The organism is Ferrimicrobium sp., assembly GCF_027319265.1.
Taxonomy (GTDB): Bacteria; Actinomycetota; Acidimicrobiia; order Acidimicrobiales; family Acidimicrobiaceae; genus Ferrimicrobium.
This window is the reverse complement of sequence record NZ_DAHVNP010000037.1, coordinates 22,897-38,656: the sequence shown is the minus strand read 5'-3', so window position 1 is coordinate 38,656 and position 15,760 is coordinate 22,897. Positions and strand designations below refer to the sequence as shown.

The 15,760-nt window shown below is 57.4% G+C and carries 16 protein-coding genes; 7 read left to right on the top strand and 9 right to left on the bottom strand.

Annotation, left to right across the window (positions count from 1 at the left end):
- Positions 1–391: 391 nt before the first annotated feature.
- Positions 392–2,179: a translation elongation factor 4 gene (lepA, locus tag M7439_RS06590; RefSeq protein ID WP_298347538.1), complete on the bottom strand. Its 1,788-nt coding sequence runs from the start codon at positions 2,177–2,179 to the stop codon at positions 392–394.
- Positions 2,180–2,278: 99 nt separating this feature from the next.
- Between lepA and rpsT the strand changes: the two genes are divergently transcribed.
- The 7 genes from rpsT (at position 2,279) to M7439_RS06555 (ending at position 7,345) form a co-directional block, all read left to right on the top strand.
- Positions 2,279–2,524: a 30S ribosomal protein S20 gene (gene rpsT / locus M7439_RS06585; protein WP_298347537.1), complete on the top strand. Its 246-nt coding sequence runs from the start codon at positions 2,279–2,281 to the stop codon at positions 2,522–2,524.
- A 605-nt stretch (positions 2,525–3,129) separates the two neighbouring features.
- Positions 3,130–4,188 carry a heat-inducible transcriptional repressor HrcA gene (gene hrcA, locus M7439_RS06580; RefSeq protein WP_298347536.1) on the top strand — a complete coding sequence of 353 codons (1,059 nt, stop codon included), beginning with the start codon at positions 3,130–3,132 and terminating at the stop codon, positions 4,186–4,188.
- 8 nt (positions 4,189–4,196) lie between these two features.
- On the top strand, positions 4,197–5,315 hold the full coding sequence (gene dnaJ / locus M7439_RS06575; RefSeq protein WP_298349679.1) for a molecular chaperone DnaJ: 1,119 nt from the start codon (positions 4,197–4,199) through the stop codon (positions 5,313–5,315).
- A gap of 6 nt (positions 5,316–5,321) precedes the next feature.
- Entirely contained in the window at positions 5,322–6,023 is a 702-nt protein-coding gene (locus tag M7439_RS06570; protein ID WP_298347534.1) for an RsmE family RNA methyltransferase, read from the top strand.
- A 56-nt stretch (positions 6,024–6,079) separates the two neighbouring features.
- Positions 6,080–6,670: a transcriptional regulator gene (locus tag M7439_RS06565; protein ID WP_298337303.1), complete on the top strand. Its 591-nt coding sequence runs from the start codon at positions 6,080–6,082 to the stop codon at positions 6,668–6,670.
- Between the two features lie 21 nt (positions 6,671–6,691).
- The gene (locus tag M7439_RS06560; RefSeq protein WP_298347533.1) at positions 6,692–6,985 is read left to right on the top strand and encodes a hypothetical protein; all 294 of its coding nucleotides are present in this window, start codon (positions 6,692–6,694) and stop codon (positions 6,983–6,985) included.
- 42 nt (positions 6,986–7,027) lie between these two features.
- The gene (locus tag M7439_RS06555; protein WP_298347532.1) at positions 7,028–7,345 is read left to right on the top strand and encodes a hypothetical protein; all 318 of its coding nucleotides are present in this window, start codon (positions 7,028–7,030) and stop codon (positions 7,343–7,345) included.
- Positions 7,346–7,508: 163 nt separating this feature from the next.
- Here the strand turns inward: M7439_RS06555 and M7439_RS06550 are convergent, their stop codons facing one another.
- From M7439_RS06550 to M7439_RS06515, 8 genes are all read right to left on the bottom strand, one after another.
- Complete coding sequence (locus M7439_RS06550; protein ID WP_298347531.1) at positions 7,509–8,144, bottom strand: acetate uptake transporter; 636 nt, start codon at positions 8,142–8,144, stop codon at positions 7,509–7,511.
- Between the two features lie 498 nt (positions 8,145–8,642).
- Positions 8,643–10,622: an acetate--CoA ligase gene (gene acs, locus M7439_RS06545; RefSeq protein WP_298347529.1), complete on the bottom strand. Its 1,980-nt coding sequence runs from the start codon at positions 10,620–10,622 to the stop codon at positions 8,643–8,645.
- A gap of 382 nt (positions 10,623–11,004) precedes the next feature.
- Entirely contained in the window at positions 11,005–11,877 is an 873-nt protein-coding gene (locus tag M7439_RS06540; protein ID WP_298347591.1) for a tyrosine-protein phosphatase, read from the bottom strand.
- A gap of 84 nt (positions 11,878–11,961) precedes the next feature.
- The gene (locus tag M7439_RS06535) at positions 11,962–12,441 is read right to left on the bottom strand and encodes a pilus assembly protein TadG-related protein (protein WP_298347528.1); all 480 of its coding nucleotides are present in this window, start codon (positions 12,439–12,441) and stop codon (positions 11,962–11,964) included.
- Positions 12,416–12,865 (bottom strand): hypothetical protein, encoded by a 450-nt coding sequence (locus M7439_RS06530; RefSeq protein ID WP_298347527.1) that lies wholly within the window; start codon positions 12,863–12,865, stop codon positions 12,416–12,418. Before M7439_RS06530 ends, M7439_RS06535 begins: the two co-directional genes overlap by 26 nt.
- A 5-nt stretch (positions 12,866–12,870) precedes the next feature.
- Positions 12,871–13,224 (bottom strand): hypothetical protein, encoded by a 354-nt coding sequence (locus M7439_RS06525; RefSeq protein WP_298347526.1) that lies wholly within the window; start codon positions 13,222–13,224, stop codon positions 12,871–12,873.
- Positions 13,225–13,424: 200 nt separating this feature from the next.
- The gene (locus tag M7439_RS06520; RefSeq protein WP_298347525.1) at positions 13,425–13,700 is read right to left on the bottom strand and encodes a hypothetical protein; all 276 of its coding nucleotides are present in this window, start codon (positions 13,698–13,700) and stop codon (positions 13,425–13,427) included.
- Between the two features lie 949 nt (positions 13,701–14,649).
- Positions 14,650–15,609, bottom strand: coding sequence for a proline iminopeptidase-family hydrolase (locus M7439_RS06515; protein WP_298347524.1), 960 nt, complete (start codon positions 15,607–15,609; stop codon positions 14,650–14,652).
- Between the last annotated feature and the right edge of the window lie 151 nt (positions 15,610–15,760).

The window sequence follows — 15,760 nt, the reverse complement described above, 5'->3', positions numbered from 1 at the left end:
GGGTGATGCAGTGTTGGTGCGTTACTTGTGGGGCGTAGCACAGGAGGCGTTCGAATGAGCGGTGGTGGGCTACTTGTCGTGGGTCAATCGTTTGCGGACGGCGATGGTAGGTGGTACAGACAGCTGCGCCTTTTGATCACGAACACCGCCACGGCGATGGCAAGTGGTATCCCGAGCCACAGGTTTCCTATCGTCAAGGCGAGGAGAATAGAGACGAGTACCAAGGCGGTCACTCCGATACGGTTTGCGAGTGTCGAACGACCCTGGCAGTTCGCCTGACTACGTTGGAATTTAGCAAAGACCACATCATCAGTCTAGCGCCTTTGCGTTTTAGTGGTGGGTCACCTTGGGCATCGCGTGTCGGGCCGGATCGGTAGCGACGATCGATGCGCTAGCTCCCGATGCTGAGCGCGGAGACGAACGCCTCCTGTGGGATCTCGACGCGACCGACTGATTTCATACGACGCTTGCCCTCCTTCTGTTTCTCGAGGAGTTTGCGTTTGCGGGTGATATCACCCCCATAGCACTTGGCGATAACGTCTTTGCGATAGGCCTTGACCGTCTCTCGCGCGATGACCTTGGTGCCGATGGCGGCCTGTATCGGAACATCGAATGACTGACGTGGAATGAGTTCACGTAGTTTGGCAACCAGCCGACGCCCGTAGTCGTAGGCTTTGTCACGGTGGATGATGGTAGAAAACGCATCGACTGGTTCACCAGCGATGAGGATGTCGAGTTTGGTCAGGTTGGCCGGCTGATACCCATCGGGCTCATAGTCGAGCGAGGCGTATCCCTTGGTTCTGCTCTTCAAGGTGTCAAAGAAGTCGATCACGATCTCCGCTAATGGCAGGCGATAGTTGATCTCGACCCGCTCGGGAGAGAGGTAGTCCATCTTCACTAGCTCACCCCGCTTTGACTGGGCAAGTTCCATGATGGTACCGATGTACGTGGCCGGTGTGATGATGTTGACCTTCAGCATGGGTTCCGCGATCTCAGTGATGAGGTTCGCGGCTGGCATCGCGGATGGATTGGCGACCTCGAGGAGCTCACCCTTGGTGTCGAGTACGCGATAGCCCACACTTGGCGTTGTGGCGATTAACGAGAGGCCGAACTCTCGCTCCAGACGTTCACGAACGATCTCCATATGGAGGAGTCCAAGAAAGCCGCAGCGAAAACCGAATCCAAGTGCGGCCGAGGTTTCGGGTTCGAAGGTGAAGCTGGCATCGTTGAGCATGAGTTTGTCAAGGGAGTCCCTCAGCTCCTCAAACTCGTCACCGTCGATCGGGTAGAGGCCACAGAAGACCATCGGCTTTGGGTGTTCATAACCTGGTAGTGGGGCATCTGCTGGCCGATGCGCTTGGGTGATCGTCTCACCCGAACGTGCCTCCCCAACGTCTTTGATCCCCGCGATCAGGTAACCGACCTCGCCGGGACCGAGTTCTGCGACTGGTGTCATGACTGGGCGACGTGCCCCGATCTCCTCCACGTCGTGGCTGCGCTGGGCTTGCATGAAGGTGACACGGTCGTGGGAGCGAATCACTCCGTTCATGACTCTGAGGGAGCTAACGACCCCTCGATATTGATCGTAGAGCGAGTCAAAGATGAGCGCCTGGAGTGGGGCGTCACGATCCCCGGTTGGTGGTGGTACCCGTTCGATGACGGCGTCAAGGAGCTCGGCTACACCTTGACCGGTCTTGGCTGAGATGCGCAGAATACTGGTGCGATCGATACCAAGCACGTTCTCGATCTCACTGGCATACAGGTCGGGTTCGGCGGCTGGGAGATCAATCTTGTTGAGTACGGCGACGATCTCGAGGTCGTGTTCGAGGGCGAGATAACAGTTTGCTAGGGTTTGGGCCTCGATGCCTTGAGAGGCGTCTACCAGCAAGACGACACCCTCGCAGGCGGCAAGGGATCGACTTACCTCATAGCCGAAATCGACGTGCCCAGGTGTGTCGATCAGATTGATCCGGTGACCTCCCCACTCAACGCTAGCATTCTGTGCTTTGATGGTGATGCCGCGCTCACGCTCGATATCCATCGAGTCGAGGTACTGTTCGCGCATCAGCCGAGGGTCCACGGCTTTAGTGAGCTCCAGAATCCTATCGGAGAGGGTCGATTTGCCATGATCGATGTGGGCGATGATTGAGATGTTACGGATGTGAGATTGGTCCAGCATGCGGAGGTAAGCTTAGGCCCACGGCGCGTCCAGTCATGACCTGATGCTATGCTGGGAGATCGGATTTTTAAGCGGCGAACGCAACTGGGAGAGTCAACCTTGGCAAATATTAAGAGTCAGATCAAGCGTATTGGTCAGAATGAGCGTCGGCGTGAGCGAAACAAGGCAGTGCGCTCAGAGCTCAAGACCCGCGTCAAGAATGCCGTTACCACCCAGGATGATGCATCCGTGCGTCTTGCACTGAAGCGGCTCGACAAGGCGGCATCCCAGGGTGTGATTCATAAGAATCAGGCGGCTCGCCGTAAATCGCGTCTCATGGCCCAGCTGTCCCACGCTAAGGATTAGGAGCTACCGCTTCTCTGTCGAGGGCTGAGGTCGCTCCACGGTTGTATCGCCGTGGCGTGGTACGAGACAGGTCTTTCGTGGATCAAGCTCGTCTTTGGGCTGAATCCGTCGGCGTCGGAATGGTCTGGTGGCTGTCTGTGGTTTGGTACTTTGCTTGGCCTAGTCCCTAATCTGGAGTATTGCCATGTTGTGGCTGGGGCTTCTGGGAATGTCGAGTCGGTTCAACTCTCGACTACCGAGTCGAATGAGCCATCTGGTCGTGGCGTCGCCTATTCAAGGTCCCATTGGTCCGCCCCTCTCTGGTCGGTGCTTCGCGGCGCATCTGTGCAGCGTATCGATGTTCCCTCGCATGCGGCACAGAAGGGCATGCGACAACGAATCGTACGCAACAGAATCAGCTATGCTTGCGACGTAGCACGCCCGATGAGGATCATGCATGCAGTTCTGAGCAAAAAACCAACCCTGGTCTCTTGAAAGCTAGACTATAGAACAAGCTACTGAGTGCGATCGCACTCAGTAGGGTAATACTCAGTGGGGTAATGCTGAGTAGGGTAATCCAGTGGGATAGCGTAGTCAAAGATTTTGTTGAGGTTAGGTTCTCGGTTATGGTTGATCAGTCACTAGGCGCACGCAAAGAGGCGATTCTTCTCGCGGTCATTGTCGAGTACATTCGTACTGCTTCTCCGGTGGGGTCCCAACACGTCCTGGAGTCAGCTGAACTCGATCTGTCACCGGCATCGGTACGCTCCCAGATGGCCAATCTGGAGCGAGAGGGTTATCTAACCCAACCTCATGTCTCCGCAGGACGCATCCCCTCGATCCGTGGGTATCGCTATTTTGTTGATCGGCTCCTGCGTTTCGATCCTGTTGAGTTGGCAAAGATTGAACATGACGTCGCTGACTTTTTGCGTACGGCAAAGGGCGCACTTGAGGATGTGCTTGAGCGGTCACTGACCTTCTTGTCACAGCAGACCAACTACACCGCAGTGATGACGACTTGGGCTGTATCGACGGAGGATTATAAGGCGATTCAGGTGCTCTGCCTTGGCCCAGACACGTTGTTGGTCGTAGTGGTGGGGTCCAAAGGCACGGTCGAACGCACGACGGTGCACCCCAGCGTCGAGGTGAGTGACGAGGTGGCGAGTCAAGTCAGTGCTCGCCTTACGACGATGTTGGTGGGTACCGACATGAGTGAACTCATCGACCTCGACACGGTTTCTAGTACGGATACGAGTGCCGTGGGGGTAGCCCCACCGTTGGACGACCAAGCACCGTTGGTCACTACCGTCACCCGCGAAGTAGCCGCAGCGCTACGTGAACTGCGGGTGCGTGAAGAGGTTGGACTTCGTGTGCGTGAGCTCTCTAAGACGGCTGCCGCTCTCGAACAGCTCGATCAGGTTGCGAGAGTACTTGAGACGCTTGAACACGATGTGCATGTTGTGGACCTGATCCGTACGTTGATCGAGACCGGCAGCATGGTTAGCATCGGCGACGAAGGTGGGGTTGAGGCACTGAATGAGTGTTCGCTCGTGGTGGCACCCTGTGAGATCGATGGTGAACTCGTGGGCTCTATCGGATTGATTGGACCTACTCGGATGGATTACTCGCGAGCACTAGCAGCGGTTGAAGCACTGAGTGCGCAAGTCGCGCGTGCCGTGCGATAAGGAGGAACGTGGTCGACTACTACGAGGTACTAGGGGTTGCGCGCAGCGCATCTGCAGAGGATATCAAGCGTTCGTATCGTAAGCTGGCTCGGCAGCTACACCCGGATGTGAACGGGGGAGATAAGGATGCCGAGAACCGTTTCAAGCTCGTAACTGAGGCCTACGACACACTGAGCGATCCTGAGAAGCGTCGCCAGTACGATCTCTATGGCTCCTCCGGTGGGGCGGGCAGCGATCCCTTTGGTGGTGGCCCATTCCAACCAAACTTTACCGATATCTTTCAGACGGTCTTTGGCCAAGGTTTTGGTGGGCAGGAGGCACCAGGTCCGCGCCGTGGTGAGGACATGGAGACGGCGGTCAATCTCACCTTCGAGGAGGCCGTCTTCGGCTGCCAGAAGGAGATCTCCTTAAAGATGCCCACGACCTGCCCGACCTGTAGTGGATCAGGTGCGAAGGTGGGCACCTCTCCAACGGTCTGTGCCCAGTGTCAGGGGAGTGGTTCCGTCAAGCGGGTGACGCAGTCATTCCTCGGTCGGATGGTGACAACGATGACCTGCGACGTCTGTCATGGTGAGGGCAAGGTGATCACCGATCTCTGTCCTGACTGCCGTGGCGAGGGTCGCAAAACCCTTGAGCGTCACTTCACGATCGAGGTGCCGCCAGGTGCTGATAACGGTCTTGTTCTCCGTCTCACTGGCAAGGGCGCCGCTGCGCCGAGAGGTGGCCAGCCGGGGAGTCTCTATGTACATGTGAACGTCGCGCCCTCGCAGAGATTTGAACGACAGGGTAATGATCTGTGGATGCAGCTGCCGCTCTCCTACGTACAGGCGGCGCTCGGTGCGCAGGTGGAGTTCGAGAGCCTCGATGGACCCGAGACGATTGAGGTCGCCCCAGGTACGCAGCCAGGAGCCACGGTGCACCTCAAGGGTAAGGGAGTTCCGGTCCTCTCAGGTCGGGGCCGCGGTCGCGGTGATCTGATTGTGGCGATGGATGTACAGATGCCCAAAGAGCTCAGCGAAGAGGAGGAAGGGCTACTTCGTCAGCTTGCAGAGTTGCGTGGCGAACAGGTCCTCGGTCACCATGAGCATGGTATCTTCTCGAAGTTGAAGTCGGCGTTTAAGCCGTAGCGGAGGATGGAGCGCCTCCACCCTTTTATCATTGTTGACGATCTTGCGACTCTGGTCGTCTCACGTCAACTCGCTCATCACCTCGTATCGGTGCGTCGTCTGCGCAACGGTGCTCGCCTGTTCGCCGGGGACGGTCATGGCCGGTTCCGTACGGTGGCGATCGAGGCGATTCAGGCCCAAGTGCGATTGGTTCCGCTCTCAGACATCTCGATTGTGCCCCGCGATGAACCCGACATCGGGATTGCCATGTTCTTGCCCTCAAGTGAGCGACTGTCTTGGGCGGTGCAAAAACTGACCGAAACGGGTATCGACCGTATCCATCTGCTCTCGGATCTCCATGATCGGCGCGGTGGAGCACAGTTGTCACCGGCGCATCTGGAACGCCTCGAGCGGGTGGCTCGTGAGGCAGCGCAGCAGTCGGAACGCCTGTGGTTGCCAGTGATCGATCCTCCGAAGCCAGCGCATGAGTACTTTGCCAGCGTGGGACAGGGTGTGGCGATTCTCGATCCCGCTGGAGGCCCCTTACCCAAGGGGGTGACGACGCTGGTCGTTGGACCCGAGTCAGGCGCTATTGTGGCACCTGATTCCATACCAAGAGTGAGCCTTGGACTACCGATATTGCGGATTGAGACGGCAGCGGTAGCAGGTTCGATACTTTTGGCGACATTACGGGCATCACTGGTATGTATTTGCGATAAACCCTGGTAGTATACGGCTACACGGAGTAAACGCGTGACCTCTGTGGGATGGAGCGAGGAGTGTCAATGGATCAGGCGGAGCGAGACTACGCACGCGAAGTAGGGAAGCGGTTACGATCCGTACGCAAGCAGCAACGTTATTCGCTGCAAGCAGTCGAGGCGATCTCTGAAAAGGAGTTCAAGGCGTCGGTTCTAGGGGCCTATGAACGTGGTGAGCGGTCAATTTCGGTACCGCGACTACAGCGGCTCGCGGAGTTCTACCATGTCGGTGTCGATCAACTATTGCCACCAGAGCTCGCCGGTCGCGAGTTCTTTGCACTTAGCAATCGGGATCGAGTAGCTTCGTTGACTGACGATCAGAGTCGGATTGATTTAGCAGGGCTTGAACGACAGATCAGCGCCGGTGTGGCGCGGTCCCGGGTGACTGGGTCGGTCAAGTGTACGATCGACCTCGCCAGACTCTCGTCCATGATTGGTCCCGAGCGCGACCTCATTAGCCGCTACCTGTCGATGATCCAGGTTTCAAGGCAGGATTTCAATGGCCGCGTCATGACCGTGCGTTCCGATGATCTCAAAATCATCGGTGCCGTTCTTGGACTCTCATTCGAGGATATGATCGCCTTCTTGGATGATCTAGGCCTTCGCGTTTCGAGTTAGCCAACGGTTCTTCCCATGGATATGGGGATCTCGAAAAAGGTAGCCCTCGCCCTTGGAGATGTGCTTGATGAGGTAGGTCGTGGCAAGTGTCGGCCTGCTGAGCGGGTCTCGTTGGTGCTCGGTCTGTTAACAGGCCAGGCCGACCGCAGCGATCTCGAGAATCTCGAGGTGCTGTCACGATCGGTCGGCATCACGCTCGATGATCCGGGGGCGTTGCTTGAACGGCTCCGGTGGAGCAGTGAGGAGCAGTTTTGTGATCTCCTGGTCACCTTGATAGAGCTGCGGGATCCAAAGCAGGTCATCTTGCTACCCTGAAGCTATGGTGGCACCGTTGGTCCCTTGGCGAGCGAGGTGCGGGTGGCGTCAGAGCGGGATGAGAGAGTCGAGATGGACGGTCAGCAACAACGCGAGGTGATCAGTGCACTTGAGCGGTCCTTGCGCTCTGCGATCGCGAGCGACGTCGTCGGTCTCAGCCAAGGGGCTGTTGCGATACGTCGCCTGAATCAACTTCCCGTCTATGAGGCTGTACCAGACCTGCTTGAAGAGCTCGCGGTGTGCCTACGGGAGCAGGATCGCACTGGTGCACACGAGACGGCCACGCGTCTCTACCAGATACTCAGAGGCGGTCCCTTTGAACCGCTGATCGCTGCGCTGATAGCCTCGCTGTCCAGTTGAGCCCATCGTTATTGCCCACATTGCTAGAGACCGAACATGATTGGGAACCGGGGCTGACGTCGTCGACTGTCTCACTAGCAAACGCCAGTGGCCGACATCCATGGGGGACGTCGGCCACTGGTTGGAGCAGGGAGAGGGGTCTCTCCGTTGACGGTTGGTAAGATCAGCGATCTACTGGTGACATCACATGGTGTGGATCCTGATCTGGTGGTACCATCGGTTTTGGCGTGAGCGGTCCTACCGGTAGCAGTACCCGCCCCCATGTCGAAGCGATCGTGCCGGAGGCCGCATGGTAGAAGCCGAGGACAGCGAAGATGATGGTTGCCCAACCGCCGGCTTCCGTCAGGCTCGTCGAATTCATTCCTTGTCCGAGGGCAAGAAGCACGAAGGTGATCACTAAGAGGAAGAGGATGATCGCGAGGACGACGTCGGTCTTGAGTGATGCGATAAAGAGATAGAGGGAGATGATCGCGAACATCCATAGGAAGAGTGCAAAGGCGGTGCCGACACTTGCCGGAGCTACGGTCTTGGCGTAGAACTGTAGATAGAGGCCGACAATGATCCAAAATGGACCGTATGATCCAAAGGCCACCGCCCCGAAGGTGCTGCCACGCGCAACCTCGATGATGGCGGCGATGATCTGGACGATGCCGCCGAAGATGAAGGCTGTTGGGATGATAATGCCGACGGCTGTTCCACTGATGAGATGGGCATTGATGATACCCAGCATCAGCGACGTAGCTGAGAATGCAGTAACCGCCCAATGTCCGGGATCCGCATAGGTTTCCTTAGCTGACATGTACGTTCCTTTCTTCTGTGAGAAGGTACTTACGTGTTCCTGTACGACAGGAACGATGATTTGGTGTAGATGAGCAGATTGTTGTAGGTCCTGATTCCGCGGTCGTGAAGTTCTAATACGATAGGCAACCCCCTGTCGTTGGTTCTGGAGAGAGGGTCAACCCGTTGCTCGAGGGGTCTGCAGTGGTTGTCCACGGTGGTGCTTTCCGTCGATGCGATCGCACATCGACGGGTGAACATGATCGCTGTCGCTGTGGCTGAAGGCGCTGTGGTTGAAGCCTTCGTCTCTGTTGTTGGCGTAGCGTGTGTGGAACTAGCTCGTCCATTTCCCCCCTGTTTGGACCCATCGGTGTTGGCGATGGGCGCTTAGTCCTTGTGACAGATTGACCTTACGGGTTCGTCAATCATGACCCACGAGGTACCAATATGTCTTGGTCGAATTTGTTGTCTTCATCTGCAATCCCCCATCCCCTGGCGCGGTGTGACTGATGATGAGGTGCTACTCCTCGGTCGAGGCCTTCATCGACTGTGCTCGATCAGCGATCTCTTGCACGACATCGGCGTTGGCGAGCGTGGTGACGTCGCCGAGTTTGCGTTGCTCGGAGATGTCGCGCAGCAGTCGGCGCATGATTTTCCCAGAGCGCGTCTTTGGTAGTTCATCGGTAAAGACGATGGAGGCTGGCCGTGCTATTTTCCCAATCTTGTCTGCGACATGATCGCGGAGCTCAAGTATGAGGGCTTCGCTCCCAACGATTCCCGATCGGAGGGTGACAAAGGCCGCAATCGCCTGGCCGGTGATAGGGTCGTTGCGTCCAATGACTGCTGCTTCAGCAACCGATGGATGATCGACGAGTGCTGATTCCACCTCGAGTGTCGAGATCCGATGGCCGGAGACGTTCATGACATCATCGACGCGTCCGAGGAGCCAGTAGTAGCCATCCTCGTCACGTTTGGCTCCGTCACCAGCAAAGTAGCGCCAAACTCCCGCGCTTGGGTTTGAAAACCGTGACCAATACGTATCGACAAATCGATCAGGGTCGCCGAAGATCGTGCGGGCCATGGCGGGCCATGGGTGGGTCAATACGAGGTAGCCTCCGCCACCCAGTGGAACCGAGTCTCCATCTTCATTGACAATGTCAGCACCTATTCCGGGCAGGGGGATCGTGGCAGATCCAGGTTTGGCGGCGGTGATGGCCGGTAGAGGAGCGATCATCATGTTCCCCGTCTCCGTCTGCCACCAAGTATCTACGACCGGACACCGATCTCCACCAATCACCCGCCGGTACCACATCCATGCCTCTGGGTTGATGGGTTCACCGACGGTGCCGATAATGCGTAGCGACTCCATATTGTGGCGGTCGGGGAACTCCGTTCCCCACTTCATGAAGGTACGGATCGAGGTTGGGGCGGTGTAGAGCTGGGTTACCCGGTACTTTTCGATGATCGCCCAGTAGCGGTCCTTATCCGGATAGTCGGGTACCCCTTCATAGAGGACGCTCGTTGCTCCGTTGGCCAAGGGTCCATAGACGATATAGCTATGGCCGGTGACCCATCCGATGTCAGCGGTGCACCAGTAGACGTCATCAGGTCGAAGGTCAAAGACCTGCGCATGCGTGGTTGCTACACCGACGAGATACCCTCCAGTGGTGTGGAGGATGCCCTTCGGGCGCCCCGTGGTGCCGGAGGTATAGAGGATGTAGAGCGGGTCTTCGCTTGAGGTTTCGGTCGCTTCGCGGACCGAAGGCTGGCTTTCGGTCAGTGCCCGATAGGTGATATCTCGGCCCTCTTGCATGGCGACATCGTTGCCGGTACGCTCGACGACGACGACATGCTCGACTGATGGAGCGTTCTCGAGCGCCCGATCGGCAAAAGCTTTGAGTTCAACGAGTTGGCCTTTGCGTCGGGACTGATCACAGGTGATGAGCACCTTGGCTTGAGCATCGTTGATACGATCGGCGAGTGCCTCCGGGGAGAACCCGCCAAAGACGACTGAATGAATCGCGCCGAGTCGCGCACAAGCGAGCAATGCGATCGGAAATTCCGGGATCATGCCCATGTAGATCGCCACACGATCACCCTTGGTGACCCCAAGCGAACTCAATCCGTTCGCAAGCCGAGATACCTCAGCCAAGAGGTCGGCATAGGTGAGGGTTCTGGTGTCACCCTCCTCTCCCTCGAAGTAGTAGGCCACCTTGTGAGGGGTGGCGGCCGCATGCCGGTCGAGACAGCTCTCGGTGATGTTGAGGGTGGCTCCGTCAAACCACCGTGCGAAGGGAGGATTCGACCAATCAAGCACTCGGTCCCACCGGCGCCTCCACAACACTCGTTCGGCTTGGTTGGCCCAGTAGGTCTCGTAGTCCTCACCTTCGTGATAGATTGCGGGCGAGTTGATCGCTGCCGTCTCTCGCAGATGTGTTGGCGGCTCGAATTTTCGTCCCTCAGAAAATAGTGCTTCAATTGTTGCGCCATCGTCGGCCATTCTTCCCCCTTAGAAGCGGTCTGGAACGCTGTTCGTTCTCTGCTGCGACATCCGTGGTCGCTGACCAAAGCGTAGTGCTTTGTTACGACCTTGTCAATTAGGCAGGTGATGCTGTGGCCGTCATGGTGTCGTCGATCGCAAATATCGCACTCCATCAGGACCTTGGTGCGCCAACAAGAGATGCTAGAGGGAACAAGTGTCAGTCGTTGCACTCGCAAATATTGCTACAGGGGGTTGCAATTGTGAGCAATGTGTTGCGTCGATCAAGGCAGGCGATCTCGCCTTTCATGCTCCCTGACACCCCCACAAACGTGGTGGGTATACGGGCACCCATGACCCAGGAGGTCGATGCGAGTTCCTAGCTCCACCAATTGCCGTGTCGTTAACGGGACCCAATCTCGTCGACGTCGAGTGCTGTGAGGGCCGCCGTCAGCGATGCATTCTGCGTTGAGAGGTAGCTGTGGATGTTGCGTGGGTTGACATGGGCGGCGAGGAGATCTGGCCGAAGAGTTAAGAAACGTGGTAACGTCCGATAGAGGGACGAGAGACGATAGTCCTCTAGGATGTCGCGCATGCTGACACCCTGTGAGAGCTGCCAAAGTGCCACGACGATACCCGTGCGATCCTTCCCGGCGGTGCAGTGCACAAGGACGGGTTGGTCGTGGTCGCGATAGAGCTCGAAGGCGGTCATGAGATCCTTTTCGTGTTGAGCAACGAGGTCGAGATACATCGCCTTCATCGCCTCGTCGTCGATTCGATCGACTAGGCCCTCAAGGAGTGCACGCGTGGCATCTGCATGACCCGCGAGGTTGCCAACGATTGGGATCTGCACGGTAGTGATGTGACCGGGTGCCTTCGACGGTGCAAGGTCAGACTCGTCGGCGTGGCGAAGATCGATGATCAGGTCAATGCCAAGACGTTCGATGCTCTCCCAATCATGTGCGGTGATCCTGGCCAGGTTTTCGGAGCGGTAGTGAGTGCGCCAGTCGACCAAGGCACCACCGACGCCTTGTCGACCACCAGCATCGCGAAAGTTGGTCGCCCCATCGAGGAGTATTCGTCGATTCGCGATGGCATAACGTGCACCATTGGCCTCGCGTGCGATCACCGGGGCGGGCGAAGGTTCACTGAGTTCTAGGCGAGCGAGCGGTCCGCGTGTCTCCAGACCCAGAGCTAAGCCAAGCGATCGAGCGATGAGAAGTTGGTGTTGGTCGGAGGAGAGGTGTGCATCGACGGGTACGTGTTGAATTGGCATCACCTTCAACACCCTAGCCGGTCCTTGCCCCTCACTTTGAGATCCCTGGGGTGTCGGGTTGGCGAAGATCGATGAGTCAAGACCTCAGTGAAAGCTGGTCCTGTCGCTGGTGAAGGCGCCGCGATGAGGAGGACTTGCCAGGGCAACTGCTGTCGCCGATGCACTGAGCGAGTCATGATCGATGCTGAGGAGATTGAGAAGGGGTGTCCGCTGTCGCTGGGTGAGCGTGACGGTCAGACTCAGTGATGTGGGGAAGGAGACGGTGACGTGGGTGAGCCGAGTGCTTTCGTGCGCTACGCAGGCCATGACGTCCCCTCGAGCGGCCGATGGGGCAAGAGCGAGGACCCCTTCTGAGTAGTAGGAGACTGGGTCGAGGGCACGGGTGCCTTGGATGGCACAGGCCTCAGCCACCTCGGTGAGCTGATGCTGCGCCAGATAGAGTGCGGCGGTGTTGATGGCGATGGTCATGAGGATGACGACCACCAGTGCGATGAGCGGCACCAAAATGAGCGCTGAGCCGCTGTCGGCGGCTCGACGGTTAGCTTCCCTGTGTGAAGGGAGCACAGTTGAATCCCAACTGGTCTGGAGTGCGATAAGCACCAGTGGCGATCGTTGCCGAACCGATGACGTGATACGTTGCGATCGATGCTCCTAGCAGCGCAAGCCCTGGAAGGGTGAGCGTTGTTGAGAGAATGAGTCTGTCTGTTTGGCAACCCTGCAGCGCACCCTGCAGGGTGATGTTGGCCATTGCACCCTGGACGCGAACCGTCGATGGCGGTAGGGCTCCCGTTAGCGTGGAGATCCGTAGCAGATTCCATGCGCGTTGATCGAGCTGCTGTTTGAGGCTGACGATTCGAATCGTGCCGATAAGGAAGGGGATAAGCACCAGGAGCACGATGACGCTGACAAAGAGGAGGGTGACGAGATCGATGAATCCTCCGGTGCTCACCTGATCCCGTTCGGCTGGCATGACCAATGGTCTCATCATGTCGGCTAGTTGACCAACGCGGTAGCGCGAGCAGAGAGAGCGGTCGATCCAGTCAGAAGTGGGATGGATCGCTGGAGGGTAAGCGTCACGGTTTGCCCATTGATGGACCAGTGGATATCGGTGTCGTGTGAGCCTAATAAACCGGATGATGCGAGTGAGTTTTCGGCACTATGAACGGCAAAGGGGATGCCTTGAGATAGATTACTGGCGGCCAGTATTGCGGTGCGGTTGGCGAGCGCATTGAGCTGTACCCATTCGATGATTGCGGTCGTGGATTGGACGGCGAGAATAAGAAGAATCATACCCACGGTCCCGGCAACGAGTGTCGTTAGCAAGGAAGAGCCACCACTCTCTCGCATCGAGGAAATCGATCTGGGAATTGTGCTAGTCGGCAGACCGTCGGCTACGACATCGCCTGGCGTGCTAGCAGCCAGGGGGTTCCATCGGATCTTACCACGCTGGAACCCTCGCGATTGGCTGATCGTACTATCGTCTAGGGTGGAACAGATTTTGGGGCTCTTCGGTCTTTGAAGCCCTGGTACTGGTATCAGTTGCCTCTTCATTGGCCAATTTGTGAGACCTGGGTCGAGATCGAGCTTGTCGCATTTGACATGATGAGCTTGAACGCGACCCAGAGCCCCACAGCGAGGAACGCCATGATCATTACTACGATGGCGGTTGAAATGACCCCTTCGCCTGTCTCATCGCCTAAGTCGCCGAGTTGGGTGCCCATAAACCCCCATAGGTCGGTGGCGATGAGTGTGAGGGTCACGATGCACCGGCTAACCGCGTAATGAACGGTCGACGATACTCGCGCCAACTTCCATGTCGGCATTGCATTCTCCTTCCTTGGATTTTCTCTATCTTAGATAGCTCTGGTCGACCTGTCAAGGCATCACGGCGAGTTTTTTCGGGCAGGTATGGTGGCGTGGGGGCGGCCAAATTTGGTAGATCTGATTATTTCTATGACGTGATCACTCCTCAACAAAAGGCATAGCCAGGTGAGTGGTTGAGCTGTCACTCTTGGTGTGCGTGGCGATGAGAAGACTGGAATGGTGGCGGTGGAAGGCAAGCTATGGAGCCAGACTAGCTTCGCAAATCGGCCCTTCGCGGAGCGGCACTGGGCATCATTGTTGTAGACGTTGACGCCCATTCGGCTTGGTTGCAGATGTCCGGACTGCTCAGCTGCGGTTGGTGAACGTCCCCGGTCGACAAGTAGTCGCCGCTTGTTCAGGAACGGCATCGCAGAGTGGGTGCTGGTATCGGTTGGAGTGGACGGTGGGGATCGGAGGGATCGTGGGGTCCGGTGGCGCGGAAGGAGGAGAGGGAGGTCAGTGCAGGGCGGCTGTGCTTGGGTGCGGATATTGCAGCCCTTCTCTGCGGACCCTCGTTTGGGCAACCAGCGAAGGAGATGCGGTCGATGACAGAGTCGATGACAGAGTCGATGCAGTAGTGGACGGCCGACATCGAGGTGACCGGATGTCGGAAGTAGAGGTTGCGAGTCGAGGGGGTTGGTGGGCGCCTCGCCGCGGGGGGTGGCAACGGCTGCAAGTACGTGTCGGCACGTCGCTCGAAGGGTACCCGTCGAGCGAGACCTGCATGTGTCATGCAGCCGGCATGAAGATCGGGCGACGGTCGTAGCACCGCAAGGGTTGATGCTTACGTGCGCTCGCCTAGTGATCGAGAGGAGTCAATCCACTATGGCAGCGGGTAGCGCGGATGAGGCTCGTGCATCGACGATGGCGCAAACGTACCGGGAAGGCTCCTCATGGTGGTTGAAGCGATTATCGAGGGAGGTGACGCAGAAACTGCAGGAGTCCGGCGAAGTAGGTCTCCTGGTCATCATAGAACGCCATATGACTGCCGTTCGGACAGAAGAGATACTGACCGTTGGGCAGGATGTTCGCCATCATCTCCATGTGCGCTGGATCCATGGTATCGTATCGGGCGCCGATGACGAGTGTGGGTACCGCAATGGTTGCGAGATCGTCGACGCGGTCCCAGTTGGCGAGCTTGGCGTCCGGACTCATCCCCAACTCACTCGGTCCTTGCATGGAGACGTAGATCTGCTGATTGAGCTGATCGAATCCGCGTTGTACCGGATCGGGCCATTGATCGGCTGGCATGCGTAGGGTGTGATACTCGTAAAAGTGGGGGATCAGGAGCTCCATGTAGCGTGGGTTGTCGATGTCCCCGCTGGCTTCGAGCGCTTTGATCTCGGCGAGGACGGTCTGATCCATTTGAGGCATCAAAACCTGCTCTGCGTAGGCGGTATAGGCTGGCGCGCTCGCCATCATGTTGGAGATCACCAACCCACGAAGATGCTCTTGATGTGCGAGGGCGTATTCGATGGCGAGTATGCCGCCCCAGGAGTGTCCAAGCAGTACGAAGTTGTCGCGGTTAAGGTTGAGAGCCTGACGAACCTGTTCGACCTCGTCGACAAAACGCTCTGTCTCCCAGAGAAGTGGATCGTCAGGTTTGTCACTAAAGCTCGAACCGAGCTGGTCATAGTAGTAGTATTCGACCCCCTCCGCGGGGAGATAGCTATCCATGGCCTCGAAATAGGCATGATTTGCCCCAGGACCGCCATGGAGGAGGAGGACCTTCAGGCTGGGGTTATTGCCGATCCGTTTCGTCCAAACGTTAAAGGACCCCACCTGGGTGGTGATCGGTATTTGTCGCGCTCCACCACTCAACCGATCGTCACGGCTGGAGTAGTCGAGATAGGATTGATCGATGCCCACGCTTGCCCCCTTTGTCGCACAACAGAGATAGCCTAACGCCAGAAGTAGATCACTGCCATCGCCAGCTAGTCGTTCACCTAGTGAACTCGGTGAGGATCCGTTGCCTGTCCGCTGCGCGATGGCGCGTTGTTAGCTATCCCGTCAGGACCTA